Annotated in this window: 19 protein-coding genes; 12 read left to right on the plus strand and 7 right to left on the minus strand. The window is 53.0% G+C overall.

Features of this window, described 5'->3' with window-relative positions:
* Nucleotides 1-7: 7 nt before the first annotated feature.
* On the plus strand, nucleotides 8-1,429 hold the full coding sequence (gene clcA / locus EOS97_RS14645) for a H(+)/Cl(-) exchange transporter ClcA (protein WP_000845428.1): 1,422 nt from the start codon (nucleotides 8-10) through the stop codon (nucleotides 1,427-1,429).
* 81 nt (nucleotides 1,430-1,510) lie between these two features.
* The gene (gene erpA, locus EOS97_RS14650; RefSeq protein ID WP_001278668.1) at nucleotides 1,511-1,855 is read left to right on the plus strand and encodes an iron-sulfur cluster insertion protein ErpA; all 345 of its coding nucleotides are present in this window, start codon (nucleotides 1,511-1,513) and stop codon (nucleotides 1,853-1,855) included.
* A 100-nt stretch (nucleotides 1,856-1,955) separates the two neighbouring features.
* Here erpA and EOS97_RS14655 read toward each other — a convergent pair whose 3' ends face one another.
* From EOS97_RS14655 to mtnN, 3 genes are read right to left on the minus strand one after another with little or no spacing between them, the layout of a single operon-like run.
* Nucleotides 1,956-2,579, minus strand: a complete 624-nt coding sequence (locus tag EOS97_RS14655; protein WP_000964234.1) for a TRIC cation channel family protein — start codon at nucleotides 2,577-2,579, stop codon at nucleotides 1,956-1,958.
* Nucleotides 2,580-2,615: 36 nt separating this feature from the next.
* Nucleotides 2,616-3,416 carry a vitamin B12 ABC transporter substrate-binding protein BtuF gene (gene btuF / locus EOS97_RS14660; RefSeq protein ID WP_001118838.1) on the minus strand — a complete coding sequence of 267 codons (801 nt, stop codon included), beginning with the start codon at nucleotides 3,414-3,416 and terminating at the stop codon, nucleotides 2,616-2,618.
* Entirely contained in the window at nucleotides 3,409-4,107 is a 699-nt protein-coding gene (gene mtnN / locus EOS97_RS14665; RefSeq protein WP_000689822.1) for a 5'-methylthioadenosine/S-adenosylhomocysteine nucleosidase, read from the minus strand. Before mtnN ends, btuF begins: the two co-directional genes overlap by 8 nt.
* A gap of 84 nt (nucleotides 4,108-4,191) precedes the next feature.
* Between mtnN and dgt the strand changes: the two genes are divergently transcribed.
* The 3 genes from dgt (at nucleotide 4,192) to cdaR (ending at nucleotide 8,576) form a co-directional block, all read left to right on the plus strand.
* A complete protein-coding gene (gene dgt, locus EOS97_RS14670; RefSeq protein ID WP_000146444.1) occupies nucleotides 4,192-5,709 on the plus strand; it encodes a dGTPase in 1,518 nt (505 codons plus the stop codon).
* Nucleotides 5,710-5,838: 129 nt separating this feature from the next.
* On the plus strand, nucleotides 5,839-7,266 hold the full coding sequence (degP, locus tag EOS97_RS14675; protein WP_000753958.1) for a serine endoprotease DegP: 1,428 nt from the start codon (nucleotides 5,839-5,841) through the stop codon (nucleotides 7,264-7,266).
* A 152-nt stretch (nucleotides 7,267-7,418) separates the two neighbouring features.
* The gene (cdaR, locus tag EOS97_RS14680; protein ID WP_000929420.1) at nucleotides 7,419-8,576 is read left to right on the plus strand and encodes a DNA-binding transcriptional regulator CdaR; all 1,158 of its coding nucleotides are present in this window, start codon (nucleotides 7,419-7,421) and stop codon (nucleotides 8,574-8,576) included.
* A gap of 88 nt (nucleotides 8,577-8,664) precedes the next feature.
* On the opposite strand, the gene EOS97_RS14685 is transcribed toward cdaR, so the two are convergent.
* Nucleotides 8,665-9,051, minus strand: a complete 387-nt coding sequence (locus EOS97_RS14685) for a DUF3461 family protein (protein WP_000272193.1) — start codon at nucleotides 9,049-9,051, stop codon at nucleotides 8,665-8,667.
* Between the two features lie 246 nt (nucleotides 9,052-9,297).
* Between EOS97_RS14685 and EOS97_RS14690 the strand changes: the two genes are divergently transcribed.
* The gene (locus EOS97_RS14690) at nucleotides 9,298-10,599 is read left to right on the plus strand and encodes an MFS transporter (protein ID WP_000017186.1); all 1,302 of its coding nucleotides are present in this window, start codon (nucleotides 9,298-9,300) and stop codon (nucleotides 10,597-10,599) included.
* Nucleotides 10,600-10,635: 36 nt separating this feature from the next.
* On the opposite strand, the gene dapD is transcribed toward EOS97_RS14690, so the two are convergent.
* From dapD to map, 3 genes are all read right to left on the minus strand, one after another.
* The gene (dapD, locus tag EOS97_RS14695; protein WP_001186676.1) at nucleotides 10,636-11,460 is read right to left on the minus strand and encodes a 2,3,4,5-tetrahydropyridine-2,6-dicarboxylate N-succinyltransferase; all 825 of its coding nucleotides are present in this window, start codon (nucleotides 11,458-11,460) and stop codon (nucleotides 10,636-10,638) included.
* A gap of 29 nt (nucleotides 11,461-11,489) precedes the next feature.
* Nucleotides 11,490-14,162: a bifunctional uridylyltransferase/uridylyl-removing protein GlnD gene (gene glnD / locus EOS97_RS14700; RefSeq protein ID WP_001094519.1), complete on the minus strand. Its 2,673-nt coding sequence runs from the start codon at nucleotides 14,160-14,162 to the stop codon at nucleotides 11,490-11,492.
* A gap of 237 nt (nucleotides 14,163-14,399) precedes the next feature.
* Nucleotides 14,400-15,194 (minus strand): type I methionyl aminopeptidase, encoded by a 795-nt coding sequence (gene map, locus EOS97_RS14705; protein ID WP_001018214.1) that lies wholly within the window; start codon nucleotides 15,192-15,194, stop codon nucleotides 14,400-14,402.
* A 450-nt stretch (nucleotides 15,195-15,644) separates the two neighbouring features.
* Between map and rpsB the strand changes: the two genes are divergently transcribed.
* The 6 genes from rpsB to ispU all read left to right on the plus strand — a co-directional run bounded on the left by rpsB (nucleotide 15,645) and on the right by ispU (nucleotide 21,462).
* Nucleotides 15,645-16,370, plus strand: coding sequence for a 30S ribosomal protein S2 (rpsB, locus tag EOS97_RS14710; protein ID WP_000246886.1), 726 nt, complete (start codon nucleotides 15,645-15,647; stop codon nucleotides 16,368-16,370).
* Between the two features lie 257 nt (nucleotides 16,371-16,627).
* Nucleotides 16,628-17,479 carry a translation elongation factor Ts gene (gene tsf / locus EOS97_RS14715; RefSeq protein WP_000808106.1) on the plus strand — a complete coding sequence of 284 codons (852 nt, stop codon included), beginning with the start codon at nucleotides 16,628-16,630 and terminating at the stop codon, nucleotides 17,477-17,479.
* Between the two features lie 144 nt (nucleotides 17,480-17,623).
* Nucleotides 17,624-18,349: a UMP kinase gene (pyrH, locus tag EOS97_RS14720; protein WP_000224567.1), complete on the plus strand. Its 726-nt coding sequence runs from the start codon at nucleotides 17,624-17,626 to the stop codon at nucleotides 18,347-18,349.
* Between the two features lie 146 nt (nucleotides 18,350-18,495).
* Complete coding sequence (frr, locus tag EOS97_RS14725) at nucleotides 18,496-19,053, plus strand: ribosome recycling factor (protein ID WP_000622423.1); 558 nt, start codon at nucleotides 18,496-18,498, stop codon at nucleotides 19,051-19,053.
* A gap of 141 nt (nucleotides 19,054-19,194) precedes the next feature.
* Nucleotides 19,195-20,391, plus strand: coding sequence for a 1-deoxy-D-xylulose-5-phosphate reductoisomerase (gene ispC, locus EOS97_RS14730; protein WP_000811905.1), 1,197 nt, complete (start codon nucleotides 19,195-19,197; stop codon nucleotides 20,389-20,391).
* Nucleotides 20,392-20,703: 312 nt separating this feature from the next.
* Nucleotides 20,704-21,462, plus strand: a complete 759-nt coding sequence (gene ispU / locus EOS97_RS14735) for a (2E,6E)-farnesyl-diphosphate-specific ditrans,polycis-undecaprenyl-diphosphate synthase (RefSeq protein WP_000947413.1) — start codon at nucleotides 20,704-20,706, stop codon at nucleotides 21,460-21,462.
* The last annotated feature ends 1 nt before the right edge of the window (nucleotide 21,463 follow it).

Here is a 21,463-nt window from a genome sequence, read left to right on the forward strand (position 1 = left end):
TCTTCTGATGAAAACAGACACTTCCACCTTTTTAGCTCAGCAAATTGTGCGTTTACGGCGCAGAGATCAGATTCGCCGGTTAATGCAGCGGGATAAAACGCCGCTGGCCATTCTGTTCATGGCGGCCGTTGTCGGCACGCTTACCGGACTGGTTGGCGTCGCCTTTGAAAAGGCCGTTTCCTGGGTACAAAACATGCGCATTGGCGCGCTGGTTCAGGTCGCGGACCATGCGTTTTTGCTTTGGCCGCTGGCCTTTATCCTTTCGGCGTTACTGGCGATGGTCGGCTACTTTTTGGTGCGAAAATTTGCGCCGGAAGCCGGCGGCTCGGGTATCCCGGAAATTGAAGGCGCGCTGGAGGAGCTACGTCCGGTGCGCTGGTGGCGCGTGTTGCCAGTGAAATTTATCGGTGGGATGGGAACGTTGGGCGCAGGAATGGTATTAGGGCGCGAAGGGCCAACGGTGCAAATCGGGGGCAACCTGGGGCGCATGGTGCTGGATGTTTTTCGTATGCGCAGCGCCGAAGCGCGGCATACGTTGCTGGCGACCGGCGCGGCGGCGGGGCTCTCTGCAGCGTTTAACGCGCCGCTGGCGGGTATCCTGTTTATTATTGAAGAGATGCGTCCGCAGTTTCGCTACAACCTGATTTCGATTAAAGCGGTGTTTACCGGCGTCATCATGTCGAGCATTGTGTTCCGCATATTTAACGGCGAAGCGCCGATTATTGAAGTCGGCAAACTGTCTGATGCGCCGGTTAACACGCTGTGGTTATACCTTATCCTCGGTATTATTTTTGGCTGCGTCGGGCCGGTATTTAATTCGCTGGTGCTGCGTACCCAGGATATGTTTCAGCGCTTTCATGGCGGCGAAATTAAAAAATGGGTGCTTATGGGCGGCGCGATCGGCGGCCTGTGCGGTATTCTGGGGTTGATTGAGCCGGAAGCGGCAGGCGGCGGATTTAACCTTATTCCTATCGCCGCGGCAGGTAATTTTAGCGTCGGGCTACTGCTGTTCATCTTTATTGCCCGGGTGGTCACGACGCTGCTTTGCTTTTCTTCCGGCGCGCCGGGGGGCATTTTCGCCCCGATGCTGGCGCTGGGAACGCTGCTTGGTACGGCCTTCGGTATGGCGGCGGCAGTGCTTTTCCCGCAGTATCACCTGGAGGCCGGTACCTTTGCGATTGCCGGGATGGGGGCGCTGATGGCGGCGTCGGTGCGCGCCCCGCTGACGGGGATTGTGCTGGTGCTGGAGATGACCGATAACTACCAGCTCATTTTGCCAATGATTATCACCTGTCTTGGCGCGACACTATTAGCCCAGTTTTTGGGCGGGAAACCGTTATACTCAACCATCCTGGCGCGCACTCTGGCGAAGCAGGATGCGGAACAGGCGGCGAAAAACCAGAATGCGCCTGCGGGCGAGAATACTTGAACGAATTACCAGGGTATTAGATAATGACTGCCAATATTGGGTGAAAATTTATCCAATTACCGATGTCGTTTGGAGCAAAATATGAGTGATGACGTAGCGCTGCCGCTGCAGTTTACCGACGCAGCAGCGAATAAAGTAAAAAGTCTTATCGCTGACGAAGATAACCCGAATCTGAAACTGCGCGTGTATATCACCGGCGGTGGTTGCAGCGGCTTCCAGTATGGTTTTACCTTTGACGATCAGGTTAACGAAGGGGATATGACCATCGAAAAACAGGGCGTTGGCCTGGTGGTTGACCCGATGAGTTTGCAGTATCTGGTGGGTGGTTCGGTCGATTATACCGAAGGCCTGGAAGGTTCCCGCTTCATTGTAACCAACCCGAATGCGAAAAGTACCTGCGGGTGTGGCTCTTCCTTCAGCATTTGATTGCTGTTCGTTGTGCCGGATGGCGACGCGAGCGTCTTATCCGGCCGACAGGAAAGATGTTCCAGGCCCGATAAGCGTAGCGCCATCGGGCAAAACAATATCAACGTCCGTTTTCATCCAGGGCAAACGTCGGCAATTTCAAATGCCAGCGAATGGCCGCCAGCCGAATGAACAGCGTGACGACCATACCCATCATGCTGGCGCTTTCCAGCGGTACTGAAAACGTATAAAACGCGGTGGCGTGAACAATCCCGCCGATAATACAGGCCGTGGCATAGATTTCGGTGCGTAGGATCATGGGGATCTCGCGTGCCAGAACATCGCGAATAATCCCGCCGCCGACGCCGGTAATCACGCCCATACAGACAGCCACTAATGGCCCCGTTTCAGCGAGGAAGGCTTTATTCACCCCAATGCCGACAAATACCGCCAGCCCGACCGCATCCAGTACCGGCAACATCCATTTCGGCAGACGTCTTGGCTGGCGAACCAGCAGGATGGTCAGCATACTGGTGACCATGGCGACGACCAAATCGGTAGGATCTTTAACCCAGAATACCGGGCCGTTATCCAGCGCCATATCGCGGATTGTCCCGCCGCCGACGGCAGTAACGACGCCGAGCACCAGGACGCCGAACGGGTCCATACGTAATTTCCCGGCCAGCAACACGCCAGAGATAGCAAATACAGCCGTGCCTACAATATCCAGCCAATAGACGAGCATTGTCGAATCCCCACTGGGAGCCTGGTAAGACAGGCTCTAATTCACCTGTGAAAGCGCATTACAGAGTTGTTTTGCGGCGAGGATAATACGCGGGCTTGCGCGTTCAAACCAGTCGCTGTTAAGCGGAATAACCGGAATTTTTAACAGGTTTCCCCAGTATTGTTCAATTTTGAGAATTTCGCCCGCTTTTCCGGCCACGATAATGGCCTGGGGATGCCTTGCCAGCACCTGCTCACGGCTGACTTGCGGCCACGGCACGCGGCTGTCAGCAAAGACGTTTTCTCCGCCGCAGGTCGTCAAAACCTGATGTTGAATAGACCCTTTACCACTGGTAAACAGAGGATTCATGCCAAACTGAAGAAAGACGCGCTTTTTAGCTTTACCGGCATACTCGGCGTTGAGCGCGGCGTACTCGTTTAGCAATGTCTGCGCTGCCTGCTGAGCCTTTTCCGGCTGCGGGCTCCAGGCGGCCAGTTGACGGAGCGTGTCGGCGATCTGTTCGATGCTTACCGCGTCCACCCACATGACCTTAATACCTAATGACGTCAGTTGGTTTACCTGGCGTTCCGCATTACCGCCGCGCCAGGCGACGACCAGATCCGGCTTCAGCGCCACAATGCGTTCCAGATTCATTCCCTGCCAGGTAGAGACCTGTTCTATTTTTTGCGCTTCGGGCGGGTAGTCGGAATAGCTGCTGACGCCAACGGGCGTAATCCCGGCGGCAAAAGCGAGCTCCGTATTGGCGGGAGAGAGGGTAATGACGCGCGGCGCAGCGTAAAGCCACACCGGGAGCGTAAGCAGCAGGGCGACCAGCGCCCTGAACATTTGCTTAGCCATGCGCCAGTTTCTGTACCAGCGTTTCGACCATCAGAGTCGACTGTTTCGCCGCCACCGCGAGGAATTCGTCAAAGCTGAGGTGCGATTGCTGATCGGCCACGTCAGAAATAGCGCGTACCACCACGAACGGCACGTTGAAGTTATAGCAGACGTGTGCGATAGCGGTGGCTTCCATCTCTACGGCGACCGCGTCAGGGAAGTTATGCCGAATTTTCGCCAGCCCGACGGAGCCGTTAATAAACGCGTCGCCGCTAACAATAAGGCCGCGTACCGCGTTCAGATTCAACTCCCTGATGCAGGATTCCGCGGCGGCGATCAGCTTATCATCGGCCTTAAATCCGGCCGGACAGCCCGGTAATTGCCCGTATTCATAGCCGAAAGCGGTCACATCAGCGTCGTGGTAACGCGCTTCGTCAGAGACGACGATATCGCCGACCTTCAGCGTGGACGCCAGACCGCCTGCGGAACCGGTATTGATGATCACGTCCGGCTTGCAGTGCTCCAGAAGCAACGTTGCGCCCAGCGCCGCCGCGACTTTACCGATGCCGGATTTCAGCAACGCTACTTCGGTGCCGTTCAACTGGCCGGTGTAAATTTCGCAGCCGCCCAGCGTAATCGTCTGACGGTTGTCAATTTTGTCACGCAGCAGCGTAACTTCTTCTTCCATTGCGCCAATGATGCCGATTTTCATAGATTTACTCGCGATAAGTCAGTTTTGGGGGCATAGTTTATCATGCGCTTATGGGGAAGCGCATTTCTCAGGCGGGGAGAGGATATGGCATCGATCGATTTCCGAAATAAAATTAACTGGCATCGTCGTTATCGTTCACCGCAGGGCGTAAAGACGGAACATGAGATCCTGCGGATTTTTGAAAGCGATCGCGGGCGGATTATCAACTCTCCGGCTATACGCCGTTTGCAGCAAAAAACGCAGGTTTTCCCGCTGGAGCGCAATGCCGCGGTGCGTACTCGCCTGACGCATTCGATGGAGGTGCAGCAGGTAGGGCGTTATATCGCGAAAGAGATTTTAAGCCGTCTGAAAGAGCAAGACCGACTGGAGGAGTACGGCCTGGACGCGCTGACCGGTCCCTTTGAAAGTATTGTAGAAATGGCCTGCCTGATGCACGACATCGGTAATCCGCCGTTCGGTCATTTTGGCGAGGCGGCGATCAATGACTGGTTTCGTCAGCGGCTGCATCCGGAAGATGCGGAAAGTCAGCCGCTCACGCATGATCGTTGTGTGGTTTCCTCTCTACGGTTACAGGAAGGCGAAGAAAATCTGAACGATATTCGCCGCAAGGTACGTCAGGATATCTGCCATTTTGAAGGCAATGCACAGGGAATTCGTCTGGTGCATACGCTCATGCGGATGAATCTTACCTGGGCGCAGGTTGGCGGAATTTTAAAATATACCCGTCCGGCATGGTGGCGAGGGCCGGTGCCGGATTCCCATCGCTATTTAATGAAGAAACCGGGCTATTATCTTTCTGAAGAGAAGTATATTGCGAGGTTACGTAAAGAACTGCAGTTAGCGCCTTACAGTCGCTTTCCATTAACGTGGATTATGGAAGCCGCAGATGATATTTCTTATTGTGTCGCCGATCTTGAAGACGCGGTAGAGAAAAGAATCTTTAGCGTTGAGCAGCTTTATCACCATTTATATCACGCGTGGGGCCACCATGAGAAGGATTCGCTGTTTGAGCTGGTGGTAGGAAATGCGTGGGAAAAATCACGCGCCAATACATTAAGCCGCAGTACCGAAGATCAGTTTTTTATGTATTTACGGGTAAATACATTAAATAAACTGGTGCCCTATGCCGCTCAGCGTTTTATTGATAATTTGCCGCAGATTTTTGCCGGTACCTTCAATCAGGCGTTGCTGGAAGATGCCAGCGGTTTTAGCCGCCTGCTTGAACTCTATAAGAATGTGGCGGTTGAACATGTGTTTAGCCATCCGGATGTAGAACAGCTTGAACTACAGGGATACCGGGTGATCAGCGGGTTATTAGATATCTATCAGCCGCTATTAAGCCTGTCGCTTAACGACTTTCGCGAGCTGGTGGAAAAAGAACGGTTGAAACGCTTCCCCATAGAATCGCGCTTATTTCAGAAACTTTCTACGCGCCATCGTTTGGCCTACGTGGAAGTCGTCAGTAAATTACCCACGGATTCGGCGGAGTACCCGGTACTGGAATATTATTATCGCTGTCGGTTGATTCAGGATTATATCAGCGGGATGACTGACCTTTACGCATGGGATGAATATCGGCGTTTGATGGCGGTCGAACAGTAAATGGACTTTTGTAAAGATGGACAATAAATTTTTACTTTTTCCAGAAACTTTATTCCGGAACTTCGCGTTATAAAATGAATCTGACGTACACAGCAATTTTGCGTTACCTGTTAATCGAGATTGAAACACATGAAAAAAACCACATTAGCAATGAGTGCACTGGCTCTGAGTTTAGGTTTGGCATTGTCGCCTCTGTCTGCCACGGCGGCTGAAACGTCCTCTTCAGCAATGACTGCCCAGCAGATGCCAAGCCTGGCACCGATGCTCGAAAAAGTGATGCCATCGGTGGTCAGTATTAATGTAGAAGGTAGCACCACGGTGAATACGCCGCGTATGCCGCGTAATTTCCAGCAGTTCTTTGGCGATGACTCCCCGTTCTGCCAGGACGGTTCTCCGTTCCAGAATTCTCCCTTCTGCCAGGGCGGCGGTAACGGCGGCAACGGCGGTCAACAACAGAAATTCATGGCGCTGGGCTCCGGCGTAATTATTGACGCCGCGAAGGGCTACGTCGTCACCAACAACCACGTGGTTGATAACGCCAGCGTGATTAAAGTACAGCTTAGCGATGGACGTAAATTCGATGCTAAAGTGGTGGGCAAAGATCCGCGTTCTGATATCGCGCTGATTCAAATTCAGAATCCGAAGAACCTGACGGCGATTAAGCTGGCGGACTCCGACGCGCTGCGCGTGGGGGATTATACCGTCGCTATTGGTAACCCGTTTGGTCTGGGCGAAACGGTGACGTCAGGTATCGTTTCGGCGCTGGGGCGTAGCGGCCTGAACGTAGAAAATTACGAGAACTTTATTCAGACCGACGCCGCGATTAACCGCGGTAACTCCGGCGGCGCGCTGGTGAACCTGAACGGTGAGCTGATCGGTATTAACACCGCGATTCTGGCGCCGGACGGCGGCAACATCGGTATCGGCTTCGCTATCCCCAGTAACATGGTGAAAAACCTGACGTCGCAGATGGTGGAATACGGCCAGGTGAAACGCGGCGAACTGGGGATCATGGGGACTGAGCTGAATTCCGAATTGGCGAAAGCGATGAAAGTCGACGCCCAGCGTGGCGCGTTCGTCAGCCAGGTGATGCCGAATTCGTCCGCAGCGAAAGCGGGTATCAAAGCCGGGGATGTCATTACCTCGCTGAACGGTAAACCGATCAGCAGCTTTGCGGCGCTGCGCGCTCAGGTCGGCACTATGCCGGTCGGCAGCAAAATCAGCCTCGGTCTGCTGCGTGAAGGTAAAGCGATTACGGTTAATCTGGAACTGCAGCAGAGCAGCCAGAGTCAGGTTGATTCCAGCACCATCTTCAGCGGGATTGAAGGCGCTGAAATGAGCAATAAAGGCCAGGATAAAGGCGTTGTGGTGAGCAGCGTGAAAGCGAATTCACCCGCCGCGCAAATTGGCCTCAAAAAAGGCGATGTCATTATCGGCGCTAACCAGCAGCCGGTGAAAAATATCGCCGAGCTGCGTAAGATTCTCGACAGCAAACCGTCGGTTCTGGCGCTGAATATTCAGCGTGGTGATAGTTCTATTTATTTGCTGATGCAGTAATCACCTTTGTCCCCCTTCCTCCATGGAAGGGGGCAACACTTTTCTGTGAAACCCCCCACAACTCCATACTTATTTGCACCGTTTTGTGCATTTGCACAATGTCGAGACCTGTCATCTTCCTTATGCTTGTGCTCTGCTCACAGGAGGGATTTATGGCTGGCTGGCATCTTGATACCAAAATGGCGCAGGATATCGTGGCGCGCACTATGCGCATCATTGATACCAATATCAACGTAATGGATGCCCGCGGGCGTATTATCGGCAGCGGCGATCGGGAACGTATTGGTGAATTGCACGAAGGCGCGCTGTTAGTGCTGTCGCAGGGCCGGGTTGTGGATATCGACGACGCCGTGGCGCGACACCTGCACGGGGTACGTCAGGGGATTAATCTTCCCTTACGCCTTGAGGGCGAAATTGTCGGCGTGATCGGCCTCACCGGCGAACCAGAGCACCTGCGTAAATATGGCGAACTGGTGTGTATGACTGCCGAAATGATGCTGGAACAGTCGCGGTTAATGCACCTTTTGGCGCAGGATAGCCGTTTGCGCGAAGAGCTGGTGATGAACCTGATTCAGGCCGAAGAAAATACGCCGGCGCTGGTGGAATGGGCGCAGCGTTTGGGGATCGATTTGAACCAGCCGCGTGTGGCGGCGGTGGTGGAAGTCGATAGCGGCCAGCTTGGCGTCGATAGCGCAATGGCGGAACTTCAGCAGTTGCAGAATGCGCTTACCACGCCGGAGCGTAACAACCTGATAGCCATTGTTTCTCTCACCGAGATGGTGGTGCTCAAACCCGCCTTAAACTCGTTTGGTCGCTGGGATGCTGAAGATCATCGTAAGCGCGTAGAGCAGCTTATCTCGCGAATGAAAGAGAATGGTCAGCTACGTTTTCGCGTAGCGCTGGGCAATTACTTTACCGGGCCGGGCAGTATTGCACGCTCATACCGCACGGCGCGCACCACGATGATGGTCGGCAAACAGCGGATGCCAGAAAGCCGCAGCTATTTTTATCAGGATTTGATGCTGCCGGTTCTGTTAGATAGCCTGCGTGGCGGCTGGCAGGCCAATGAGCTGGCGCGCCCGCTGGTAAAACTCAAAGCGATGGATAACAACGGGTTATTACGTCGGACGCTGACGGCGTGGTTTCGCCATAATGTCCAGCCGCTGGCGACCTCTAAGGCGCTGTTTATTCATCGTAACACGTTGGAATATCGGCTAAATCGTATTTCGGAACTGACCGGGCTGGATTTGGGAAATTTTGACGATCGGCTGTTGCTGTATGTGGCGCTACAATTGGATGAACAGCGTTAAGCCCGGCGGCGCTACGCTTATCAGGCCTACGGGGATATATCTGTAGGCCGGATAAGGCGTAACACGTCGCCATCCGGCAACACACAGCTTACTTACGGGTAAGCTTGTCCAGATCGGCTTCGATTTCACTGATCTTATTCGCGACGACGCTTTCCAGATGGCGCAAGTCGTCGAGGATCTTACGTTTGAGATCGAGTTCTGAGCGGTCGCGCTGGCAGATTTGGTCCAGCTCGTCAATCACATAGCGTAGGTTAGGGCTAATCTCCTGTACTTCTTTATAACCCTGACCGATGCCATCGGCCACCACCGTTTTACGCTGGCGTGGATACTTAAACTTCACGCTTTTAGCAAAGAATTCACCTCTATCCTTTTGAAAATAGATTTTCAGGATATCGTTATTGGCTTCTTGCCGCAGGCTGTAACGATCGATTTCCTCAGGATTGGTAATGCCCAGACTTTTTAGATTGTCATACATAGCGGTATCCTTCATCACACTATAACTTTTGAATAATTAACGAAAAATTGGTTTTTCGCCACCAGTGTATACAAAAAAAGCGCGGTTGATCGCAGAAGACGTCTCAGCAACGTAATGAGGAAAAGGGCGGCGGTTATTGATAGCTTAAGTAATTCAACGTGATATTCCGTTTATAGAGAAAGCGTTTGAGGTCAGTGTGGGAAATTGACCGGAGGTAGTGGTCGATAACCTTGAGAGGCGGAGTCTATGTCCGGAACGTATAATGCTACTATTCGCCGGGTGGTGGTTTCCGCCTGGATAGGAAACTCCATTGAATATTATGATTTTCTATTATACGGCCTGGCAAGCGCGCTGGTATTTGGCCCGCTTTTTTTTCCTGGCGCCAGCCCATTGACTGCAACGTTATCTTCTTTTGCCAGTTTCGGCGTGGGATTTATCTCCCGACCGCTGGGCGCGCTATTTTTTGGCAACAGGGGAGATACGCTTGGGCGTAAAAACACGTTATTAATCACGTTAGGGGGGATGGGCGCGGTCACGTTTCTCATCGGTTGCCTGCCTTCTTACGCCAGTATTGGCGCGCTGGCGCCTGCTTTACTGGTTATTCTGCGTTTTCTACAGGGATTTATGGTTGGAGGCGAATGGGGAGGCGCCATGTTGATGGTCGTGGAATATGCTGCTGGAAAGCACCGGGGGCGGTTAAGCGCGCTATCGCAAACAGGAGGACTCACGGGACAATTATTGGCGACAGGCGCATTTATAGTCGTGACCCAATTACCGAAGGATGCGTTGTTATTGTGGGGATGGCGTATTCCTTTTCTGCTCAGTGCGCTTTTGGTGCTGCCTGGATTATATATGCGTCATCGTCTGGATGAGACGCCTGTCTTCCGTGCGTTTAAAAAGCAGCAGGCCATTAAGCATATGCAGCAAAAAGAAGAAAGGCCGGTGGTCAAAGTGGTACGAGAACAATGGCGCAGCATTTTGCTGATTATAATTCTACGTTTTGCGGAAAGCGTTCCCTTTTTTCTTGCCACCGTCTTCGCGGTTTCCTGGGCGACGACGCAGCTTGGGATTGCCAGCCTGACTATTCTGTACATTGTAATGTTCACCTGTCTGCTGGCGTATCCCATGCACGTGCTATTTGGCATCATGTCGGATCGGCGTGGCTGCCGTCAGGTGTATATTTTCGGCGCGCTTTTTGTCGCGGCAATGGCTTTTCCCTTTTTCTGGCTGCTGGAAAGCCGTTCGCTCATACTGATGACAATGGGCTACGTTCTGCTTATTAACATTGGTCATAATTCACTGAATGCCGTGCAACCTTCTTTTTTCGCCGGACTGTTTCATCCGCCTGTACGCTACAGCGGTTCATCAATTGGCGCTCAGTTGGGGGCGGTTGTGGCAGGGGGATTCACGCCGTTTATCGCTAAAGCGTTAAGCGCAGTCTATGATAACAGTTGGACGTTGGTTGCCGGTTATGTCGTTTTGACTGCGCTGGCTTCGGCGTTTGCGGCAAAGATTGCGCCGGAAACCGTGTTACCGCATTCGCCGTAATGCAAAGGGGGGCTGTCGCCCCCGCTTTTCACTCGCTTAATCAATAGTGCGCAATAATTCGTTAATGCCCACTTTACCACGCGTTTTGGCGTCGACTTTTTTCACGATCACCGCGCAGTACAGACTGTACTTGCCGTCTTTTGACGGCAGGTTGCCGGAAACGACCACGGAGCCTGCCGGTACGCGGCCATAGTGAACTTCACCGGTTTCGCGATCGTAGATTTTGGTGCTCTGGCCGAGGTATACCCCCATGGAAATGACGGAACCTTCTTCGACAATGACGCCTTCCACGACTTCAGAACGCGCGCCAATAAAGCAGTTGTCTTCAATGATGGTCGGGTTAGCCTGCAGCGGCTCCAGTACGCCGCCGATACCCACGCCGCCGGAAAGGTGAACATTTTTACCAATCTGCGCGCAGGAACCCACCGTCGCCCAGGTGTCAACCATGGTGCCTTCGTCAACGTAGGCGCCGATGTTAACGTAAGACGGCATCAGCACGGTGTTGCGGGCGATAAATGCGCCCTGACGAACGGCCGCAGGCGGAACGACGCGGAAGCCTTCTTTCTGAAAACGCGCTTCGTCGTAATCAGCGAATTTCATCGGGACTTTATCGAAGTAGCGGCTTTCCGCACCGTCGATAACCTGGTTATCGTTAATACGGAAAGAGAGCAGAACCGCTTTCTTCAACCACTGGTGAGTGACCCACTGACCGTCGATTTTTTCTGCGACACGCAGCGCGCCGGAATCAAGTAGAGAAATGACCTGGTTTACCGCCTCTCGGGTCACGGTATCTACATTAACCGGCGTAATATCGGCGCGGCGCTCAAAAGCGGTCTCAATAACGTTCTGTAACTGCTGCATTGTTAAACTCTTTCATATAAATAAACACACTACCCTTTATCGTTTGGATTGAGGGCCGCTGTCAACCGTTGTTGCACCTCAAGTTGCAGCACATTATTAAGTGCGCGCCGATCCGCTGTGGCGATTATGAATAAATCTTCTACTCGTTCACCAATGGTTGTAATTCGGGCGCCATGAAGCGAAATTCCCAGATCGGCAAAAATTTGTCCGACCCTGGCCAGCAGACCAGGTTGATCGAGCGCGATCAATTCCATGAATGATTTTCTGTCGGTATGGGTGGGCAGAAAATTGACTTCCGTTTCGACCGTAAAGTGCCGTAACTTTGCCGGTTGCCGACGCGGCTGCGGCGGCTGCCAGCTACGCTGCGTAATGGTCTGTTCAAGACCGGTGCGAATAACGTCATGGCGATCCGCCGCCAGCGGGCTGCCGTCTGGTTCCAGAACGATAAACGTATCCATTGCCATGCCGTCGCGAGTGGTAAAGATCTGCGCGTCATGGACGCTTAAATTACGCCTGTCCAGCTCGGCGCAGACGGCGGCAAACAGATAGGGTCTGTCCGGACTCCAGATAAAAATTTCGGTTCCGCCGCGCGTGGCCTGCGGACTGAGCAACACTAACGGTTGGCGTAGATCGTGCTGCAATAAATGGCGTGCGTGCCAGGCGAGCTGATTTGGACTATGACGAACAAAATAGTTAGCGCGACAGCGGGTCCAGATTTTGTGCAGCGCGGCTTCATCAATATTGTCCATTCGCAGCAGCGCCAGCGCCTGAAGCTGATGGTGACGCACGCGCTCACGCATATCCGGCGTATTTTGCATTCCACGCCTGAGCTGTTTTTCAGTGGCGAAGTACAGCTCGCGCAGCAGGCTCTGTTTCCAGCTATTCCACAAGGTTTCGTTGGTCGCGCAGATGTCCGCGACGGTCAGGCAGACCAGAAAACGCAGCCGTGTTTCGGTTTGCACCTCTTCGGCGAACTGCTTGATGACTTCCGGATCCTGGATGTCGCGGCGCTGGGCGGTGACTGACATCAGCAGGTGTTGGCGCACCAGCCAGGCGACCAGTTGCGTTTCGCGTGAGTTCAAACCGTGCAGTTCGGCGAAGGTGAGTACATCCTGCGCGCCCAGTACCGAATGGTCGCCGCCGCGTCCTTTCGCAATATCGTGGAACAGCGCGGCGATCAGGATCAGTTCCGGATGGGGAAGCCGCGGCCAGAGATCGACGCATAGCGGATGGCGCTGGCGCGTCTCTTCTTTCGCAAAGCTCTCCAGTTTGAGCATTACGCGGATGGTGTGTTCATCCACCGTGTATGCGTGGAACAGGTCAAACTGCATTTGTCCGACGATGTGTGACCACTGCGGCATATAAGCCCACAGTACGCTGTGGCGATGCATCGGCAACAGACCGCGGCTGACCGCGCCGGGATGGCGCAGCATACTAAGAAACAGAGTGCGCGCCTCCGGGATGTAACACAGCGGTTGGCTCAGGTGGCGGCGGGCGTGGCGCAAGTGGCGTAACGTCGTAGAGTAGATGCCGGTGATCGCGCTATTGCGCACCATCATATAAAACATGCGCAGGATCGCTTGCGGTTCGCGGATAAACAGCGTGTCGTCACGCAGATCAATGAGCGTGCCGCGCAGTTGAAACTCATCGTCAACAGGACGCGGTTTTTCATCCGCAGGCAGCGCCAGAATCGCCTCGTCAAATAGCTGAAGCAGCATCTGATTAAGTTCGCTCACCCGACGCGTAACCCGGAAGTAGTCTTTCATCATCCGCTCAACCGGATCATTGCCCTCGCCGCTGTAGTTAAGGCGTTGAGCGACGCTTAACTGGCGGTCGAACAGCAGGCGGTTATCGTAGCGGCTGACCACCAGATGTAGCGCAAAGCGAATGCGCCACAGGATATGCAGGCACTCGTTGAGCTCCGCGCGCTCAGCCGGGGTTAAAAAGCCGAACCCCACCATCTCATCGAGCGAGGTGGCGCCGAAGTGACGTCGGGCGACCCACTGCAATGTATGGATATCGCGCAGGCCGCCGGGGCTGCTTTTAATATCCGGCTCCAGATTATAGCTGGTACCGTGATAGCGCTGGTGGCGTTGGTTCTGCTCTTCTACTTTGGCGGCGTAAAATTTGTCGGACGGCCAAAAGCCTTCGCTGAAAATATGTTTTTGTAGTGCCAGAAACAGAGCGACATCACCGATCAGCAGGCGCGTTTCGATGAGGTTTGTTGCAACGGTTAAATCAGACAGACCTTCCAGCAGACACTCTTCCAGCGTACGTACGCTATGCCCGACATCCAGCTTGACGTCCCAAAGTAAAGTCAGCAGCTCGCCGACCTTTTGCGCCTGTTCATCGGGCAGCTTTTTGCGGCTTAAAATGAGCAGATCAATATCGGAAAGCGGATGCAGTTCGCCGCGTCCATAGCCGCCGACGGCGACCAGCGCCAGATCGGCAATCTGACCGAAACCGGCCTCAATCCACAGGCGTTGCAACAACTGGTCGATAAATTCGGTACGAGCTTCAATAAGCTGTTCAGCACAAATGCCGCTGTCAAATGCCTCTCCCAGCCAGTGTTGAAAGATGTCGATGCGGGCTTTGATACCGGCGACGGTCAGTTCAGCGCGCGGCCAGACGCCAGGGTTTTGCGGCTGGTCAGGGAGGGTGGGGAGTGCGGTATTCGCGTGCTGTTCAGGAAGAGTATTCATATGCGCCACCCATTAAAAAGCCGGATGGTGGCGTGAACGCCTTATCCGGCCTACGTATTTACTCTTCATCCTTCAAGTTGCTTCTACGTTGGCTGCGCTCGTTCACTCCAGTCACGTACTTATGTACGCTCCTGAAGATTCACTCTCTTGCCGCCTTGAGGCAACTCGAATGATTTTGAGTAAAGGTGTAATTTGTAGGCCTGATAAGATGCGAAGGCATCGCCATCAGGCAAAACATTATTCGTCGTGTGTGATGATCGCCGGGATGGTGTCATCTTTACGCAGCGTCAGAATTTCACAGCCGTTTTCCGTTACCACAATAGTATGCTCGTACTGAGCAGACAAGCTGCGGTCTTTGGTTTTTACCGTCCAGCCGTCTTTCATGGTGCGGATACGGTAATCCCCGGCGTTCAGCATCGGTTCAATGGTAAAGGTCATGCCAGGCTGCAACACGACGCCGCCATCGTCTGCATCATAATGCAGCACCTGCGGTTCTTCATGGAAGCCGCGACCAATACCGTGTCCGCAGTATTCACGTACCACGGAGAAACCTTCGCCTTCGGCATATTTCTGGATGGCGGCGCCAATGGTGCGCAGGCGGATGCCCGGTTTCACCATTTTGATGCCCAGATACAGGCTCTCTTGCGTGACGCGGCACAGACGCTCGCCCAGAATGGTCGGTTTGCCGACGATAAACATCTTCGAGGTATCGCCGTGGAATTCATCTTTAATCACGGTCACGTCGATGTTGACGATATCACCATCTTTCAAATGTTTAGCGTCATCCGGAATGCCGTGGCATACCACTTCATTAATAGAGATACAGACGGATTTCGGATAGCCGTGGTAGCCGAGGCAGGCGGAGATCGCGTGTTGTTCGTTAACGATGTAATCGTTACAGATACGGTCCAGTTCGCCGGTGGTGACGCCCGGTTTGATATACGGTTCGATCATTTCCAGCACTTCGGCTGCCAGACGGCCCGCGACGCGCATTTTTTCGATATCTTCAGATGTCTTGATTGAGATAGCCATGAATTCTGTCCATCAGTGCCGATGATTTCGGCAATAATTGTGTAAGTGCTGACAATGGTATCAGTCAGGGGTGTACCCTGCCAAATTGAGAATCATTCTGAACTTCGCCTTTCGTGCCACAGGTGCGTTGGCGACATTTTTTCACCCCAGTCACTTACTGGCCGTAAGCTCCAGGGGATGCAAAAATTTGCCGACTGCCTGTAACACGAAATTCATCGTTCAATTCAGCACTGAGTGCCAACAATTATTGGTGTCGGTGGCGTATTTGTGGTATAAAGCGCGCCGGACTTCCGATCCATTCGAAGACTACACACGATGGACGGGAGCGACAAATCTCACTTTGTGTAACAACACACACGTATCGGCACATATTCCGGGGTGCCCTTTGGGGTCGGTAATATGGGATACGTGGAGGCATAACCCCAACTTAATCTATAGAGGTTTTAAATCATGGCAACTGTTTCCATGCGCGACATGCTCAAGGCTGGTGTTCACTTTGGTCACCAGACCCGTTACTGGAACCCGAAAATGAAGCCTTTCATCTTCGGCGCGCGTAACAAAGTTCACATCATCAACCTTGAGAAAACTGTACCGATGTTCAACGAAGCTCTGGCTGAACTGAACAAGATCTCTGCTCGTAAAGGTAAAATCCTTTTCGTTGGTACTAAACGCGCTGCAAGCGAAGCGGTGAAAGAAGCTGCTAACAGCTGCGACCAGTTCTTCGTGAACCATCGCTGGCTGGGCGGTATGCTGACTAACTGGAAAACAGTTCGTCAGTCCATCAAACGTCTGAAAGACCTGGAAACTCAGTCTCAGGACGGTACTTTCGAAAAGCTGACCAAGAAAGAAGCGCTGATGCGTACTCGTGAGCTTGAGAAACTGGAAAACAGCCTGGGCGGTATCAAAGACATGGGCGGTCTGCCGGACGCTCTGTTCGTTATCGATGCTGACCACGAGCACATTGCTATCAAAGAAGCGAACAACCTGGGTATCCCGGTATTTGCTATCGTTGATACCAACTCTGATCCGGACGGCGTTGACTTCGTTATCCCGGGTAACGATGACGCAATCCGTGCTGTTAGCCTGTACCTGGGCGCTGTCGCTGCAACCGTTCGTGAAGGCCGTTCTCAGGATCTGGCTTCCCAGGCGGAAGAAAGCTTCGTAGAAGCCGAGTAATAAGGCTTGATAACTCCCTAAAATAGTTCGAGTTGCAGGAAGGCGGCAAGCTCGAGAATTCCCGGGAGCTTACATCAGTAAGTGACCGGGATGAGCGAGTGAAGGCAACGCGCCTGCGGCTCGAAATATGAAGGGGAGAGCCCTTATAGACCAGGTAGTATCACGTTTGGTTAGGGGGCCTGTATATGGCCCCCTTTTTCACTTTTATATCTGTGCGGTTTGATGCCGGGCAGATCAAATCTTTCGAGGATTTTAGAATGGCTGAAATTACCGCATCCCTGGTAAAAGAGCTGCGTGAGCGTACCGGCGCAGGCATGATGGATTGCAAAAAAGCGCTGACTGAAGCGAATGGCGACATTGAGCTGGCAATCGAAAACATGCGTAAGTCCGGCGCTATCAAAGCGGCGAAAAAAGCAGGCAACGTGGCTGCTGACGGCGTAATCAAAACCAAAATCGACGGCAACGTCGCTTTCATTCTGGAAGTTAACTGCCAGACTGACTTCGTGGCTAAAGATGCTGGCTTCCAGGCATTTGCTGACAAAGTGCTGGACGCCGCTGTTGCTGGCAAAATCACTGACGTAGAAGTTCTGAAAGCACAGTTCGAAGAAGAGCGCGTTGCTCTGGTAGCGAAAATTGGCGAGAACATCAACATTCGTCGCGTCGCTTCCCTGGAAGGCGACGTTCTGGGTTCTTACCAGCACGGTGCGCGCATCGGCGTTCTGGTTGCCGCTAAAGGCGCTGACGAAGAGCTGGTTAAACAGCTGGCGATGCACGTTGCGGCAAGCAAGCCGGAATTCGTTAAGCCGGAAGACGTGTCTGCTGACGTGGTAGAGAAAGAGTACCAGGTACAGCTGGACATCGCGATGCAATCCGGTAAGCCGAAAGAAATCGCAGAGAAAATGGTTGAAGGCCGCATGAAGAAATTCACCGGCGAAGTTTCTCTGACTGGTCAGCCTTTCGTCATGGAACCGAGCAAATCTGTTGGCCAACTGCTGAAAGAGCACAACGCTGACGTGACTGGCTTCATCCGCTTTGAAGTGGGCGAAGGCATTGAGAAAGTCGAGACTGACTTTGCAGCAGAAGTTGCTGCGATGTCTAAGCAGTCCTGATTTTCCTGAGGAGCCGCCTGAGGGCGGCTTCTTTTTGCGCCTCTCTTGTAAAATCAGCCGACGCCTGGCGTCTGCGCTGAAATGCGACGTACAATGTCGCCGGAATTAACTCATATCAATCGTTGACAGTCTCAGGAAAGAAACATGGCTACCAATGCAAAACCCGTCTATAAACGCATTCTGCTTAAATTAAGCGGCGAAGCTCTGCAGGGTACGGAAGGCTTCGGTATTGATGCAAGCATACTGGATCGTATGGCTCAGGAGATCAAAGAACTGGTTGAACTGGGTATTCAGGTTGGTGTGGTGATTGGCGGTGGTAACCTGTTCCGTGGCGCGGGTCTGGCAAAAGCGGGGATGAACCGCGTTGTGGGCGACCACATGGGCATGTTGGCCACCGTCATGAACGGCCTGGCAATGCGTGATGCGCTTCACCGCGCCTATGTGAACGCCCGCCTGATGTCGGCAATTCCTTTAAACGGCGTGTGCGACAACTACAGTTGGGCCGAGGCGATTAGCCTGCTGCGTAATAACCGTGTTGTGATTCTGTCTGCAGGTACGGGTAACCCGTTCTTCACTACCGACTCTGCGGCCTGTCTGCGCGGGATCGAAATTGAAGCGGATGTCGTACTGAAAGCGACCAAAGTGGATGGCGTATTCACTGCCGATCCGGCAAAAGATCCTTCCGCGACCATGTACGATCAGCTGACTTACAGCGAAGTGCTGGATAAAGAGCTGAAAGTGATGGATCTGGCGGCGTTCACGCTGGCTCGTGACCACAAACTGCCGATTCGTGTTTTCAACATGAACAAACCAGGCGCGCTGCGTCGTGTGGTGATGGGCGAAAAAGAAGGGACGTTAATCACGGAATAATTCCCGTGAGCGCCAAATACGGGTAAGATTCTGTTCTATTGACGGGTCTTATTACCTGGCAGAAATTAAACGAGACTATACTTAGCACATCTTTGTATTGTGTGACCGTCTGGTCTGACTGAGACTAGTTTTCAAGGATTCGTAACGTGATTAGCGATATCAGAAAAGATGCTGAAGTACGCATGGAAAAATGCGTTGAAGCGTTCAAAACCCAAATCAGCAAAGTGCGCACGGGTCGTGCTTCTCCCAGCCTGCTGGATGGTATTGTCGTAGAATACTATGGCACTCCGACCCCGCTGCGTCAGTTGGCAAGCGTAACGGTAGAAGACTCCCGTACCTTAAAAATTAACGTGTTTGACCGTTCTATGGGGCCAGCCGTTGAAAAAGCGATCATGGCGTCAGACCTCGGTTTGAATCCAAGCTCTGCGGGCACCGATATTCGCGTTCCGCTGCCGCCGCTGACCGAAGAACGTCGTAAAGATCTGACGAAAATTGTCCGTGGCGAAGCGGAGCAGGCGCGTGTCGCCGTTCGTAACGTCCGTCGTGATGCGAACGATAAAGTAAAAGCTCTGCTGAAAGATAAAGCGATCAGTGAAGATGACGATCGTCGCTCTCAGGAAGAAGTACAGAAAATGACCGACGCGGCAATTAAGAAAGTGGATGCGGCGTTGGCAGATAAAGAAGCAGAACTGATGCAGTTCTGATTGATCTGTACGCAGATATAAACTCATTCCACCGCTAAACCTGGCGGATGAGTGGTGTACAAAGCGCCGCGCAGAAGACATTATCAGGTCTCCTGTGCGGCGTTTTGCTTTTTATTCCGTTTCAACACTTCTGGACGTTTCATGAAGCAATTAACCATTCTGGGCTCGACCGGCTCTATTGGTTGCAGCACACTGGACGTGGTGCGCCATAATCCTGATAGCTTCCGCGTTATCGCGCTGGTGGCGGGTAAAAATGTCGCCCGCATGGCGGAGCAGTGCCTGGAGTTCTCGCCGCGTTATGCCGTGATGGACGATACGTCGAGTGCAGAACAGCTCAAAATAATGCTTCAGCAGCATGGCAGCCGCACCGAGGTTCTGAGCGGTCAGCAGGCTGCCTGTGAGATGGCGGCGCTTGATGAGGTCGGGCATGTGATGGCGGCCATTGTGGGCGCGGCTGGTTTACTGCCGACCCTGGCGGCGATCCGCGCAGGGAAGACGATTCTGCTGGCGAATAAAGAATCGCTGGTGACCTGCGGGCGGCTGTTTATGGACGAAGTAAAACGCAGCAACGCCCGGCTTTTACCCGTCGATAGCGAACATAACGCGATTTTTCAGAGTTTGCCGCAATCTATTCAGCATAATCTGGGATACGCTGACCTTGAGCAAAATGGCGTAACGTCGATTTTGCTTACCGGGTCTGGTGGCCCGTTTCGTGAAACGCCAATGTGCGATCTGGCAGCGATGACGCCGGATCAGGCATGTCGTCATCCGAACTGGTCGATGGGGCGAAAAATCTCCGTCGACTCCGCCACCATGATGAATAAAGGTCTGGAATACATTGAAGCGCGTTGGTTATTTAATGCCAGCGCACGTCAGATGGAAGTGTTGATCCATCCGCAATCGGTCATTCATTCGATGGTGCGTTATCAGGACGGCAGCGTCCTGGCGCAGCTTGGAGAACCTGACATGCGTACGCCTATTGCGCATACGATGGCATGGCCGAATCGCGTCACGTCCGGCGCGCAGCCGCTCGATTTTTGCAAGCTCAGCGCGCTGACGTTTAGCGCGCCAGATTATCAGCGTTATCCGTGCCTGAAGCTGGCGATGGAGGCGTTTGAGCAAGGTCAGGCGGCAACGACGGCGCTCAATGCGGCAAACGAAATCACCGTTGCCGCGTTTCTGGCGCAACAGATTCGTTTTACCGATATCGCCGGGCTCAATTTAGCGGTGCTGGAGAGGATGGATTTACAGGAACCGGCAAGCGTTGAGGACGTATTGCAGGTTGACGCCATCGCGCGTGAAGTAGCCAGAAAACAAGTGATACGGCTCTCACGCTGACGATTATCCCGCGACAGAAGATCGTGCTATTTGTTAGCGTTGGGCTTCGGTGATATAGTCTGCGCCACCTGATCGCAGGTTTTTGGCTTTTTTCGGTCAGGTTAGCCGTGGTTTTACACGGCTTTTTTGTGGATACACAAAATCATTCAGGACGCATCGGGACGGCAGGCGAATACGTTCCCGGCGTGCGCAGACAGCGCACGACAGGGGCGATGACGCGCAGTCATCCGCGAAGCGAACCGAAGAGAATGTGTATAAAGGCTTCAGTATTCCTGAGTACCGCTAAATCCTTTCAGGGACAAAAAACGCGTTATGTTGTCTGCAACTCAACCAGTAAGCGAAAATTTGCCAGCGCATGGCTGCCGTCATGTTGCAATAATTATGGATGGCAATGGTCGCTGGGCGAAAAAGCAAGGGAAGATCCGGGCCTTTGGGCATAAAGCCGGAGCGAAGTCCGTCCGGCGAGCGGTCTCTTTTGCTGCCAATAACGGTATTGATGCGTTAACGCTGTATGCCTTTAGTAGTGAAAACTGGAACCGACCGGCGCAGGAAGTGAGCGCGTTAATGGAGCTGTTTGTGTGGGCGCTGGATAGCGAAGTCAAAAGCCTGCACCGCCATAACGTTCGCCTGCGTATTATCGGCGATATCAGTCGATTCAACTCACGTTTACAAGAACGTATTCGCAAATCAGAAGCGCTTACCGCCCATAATACGGGTCTAACGCTGAATATCGCTGCGAATTACGGCGGACGTTGGGATATTGTCCAGGGAGTCCGACAACTGGCGGAACAGGTGCAGGCTGGAGTGCTGCGCCCCGATCAGATTGATGAAGAGAGACTAGGCCAGCAAATCTGTATGCATGAGCTGGCGCCTGTGGATTTAGTAATTAGGACTGGGGGAGAGCATCGCATTAGTAACTTTTTGCTTTGGCAAATTGCCTATGCCGAACTTTACTTTACGGATGTTCTTTGGCCCGATTTCGATGAACAAGACTTTGAAGGTGCGCTGCATGCCTTTGCTAATCGAGAGCGTCGTTTCGGCGGTACCGAGCCTGGTGATGACAAAGCCTGAT

Source organism: Salmonella sp. SSDFZ54, assembly GCF_004010735.1.
Taxonomy (GTDB): Bacteria; Pseudomonadota; Gammaproteobacteria; order Enterobacterales; family Enterobacteriaceae; genus Salmonella; species Salmonella enterica.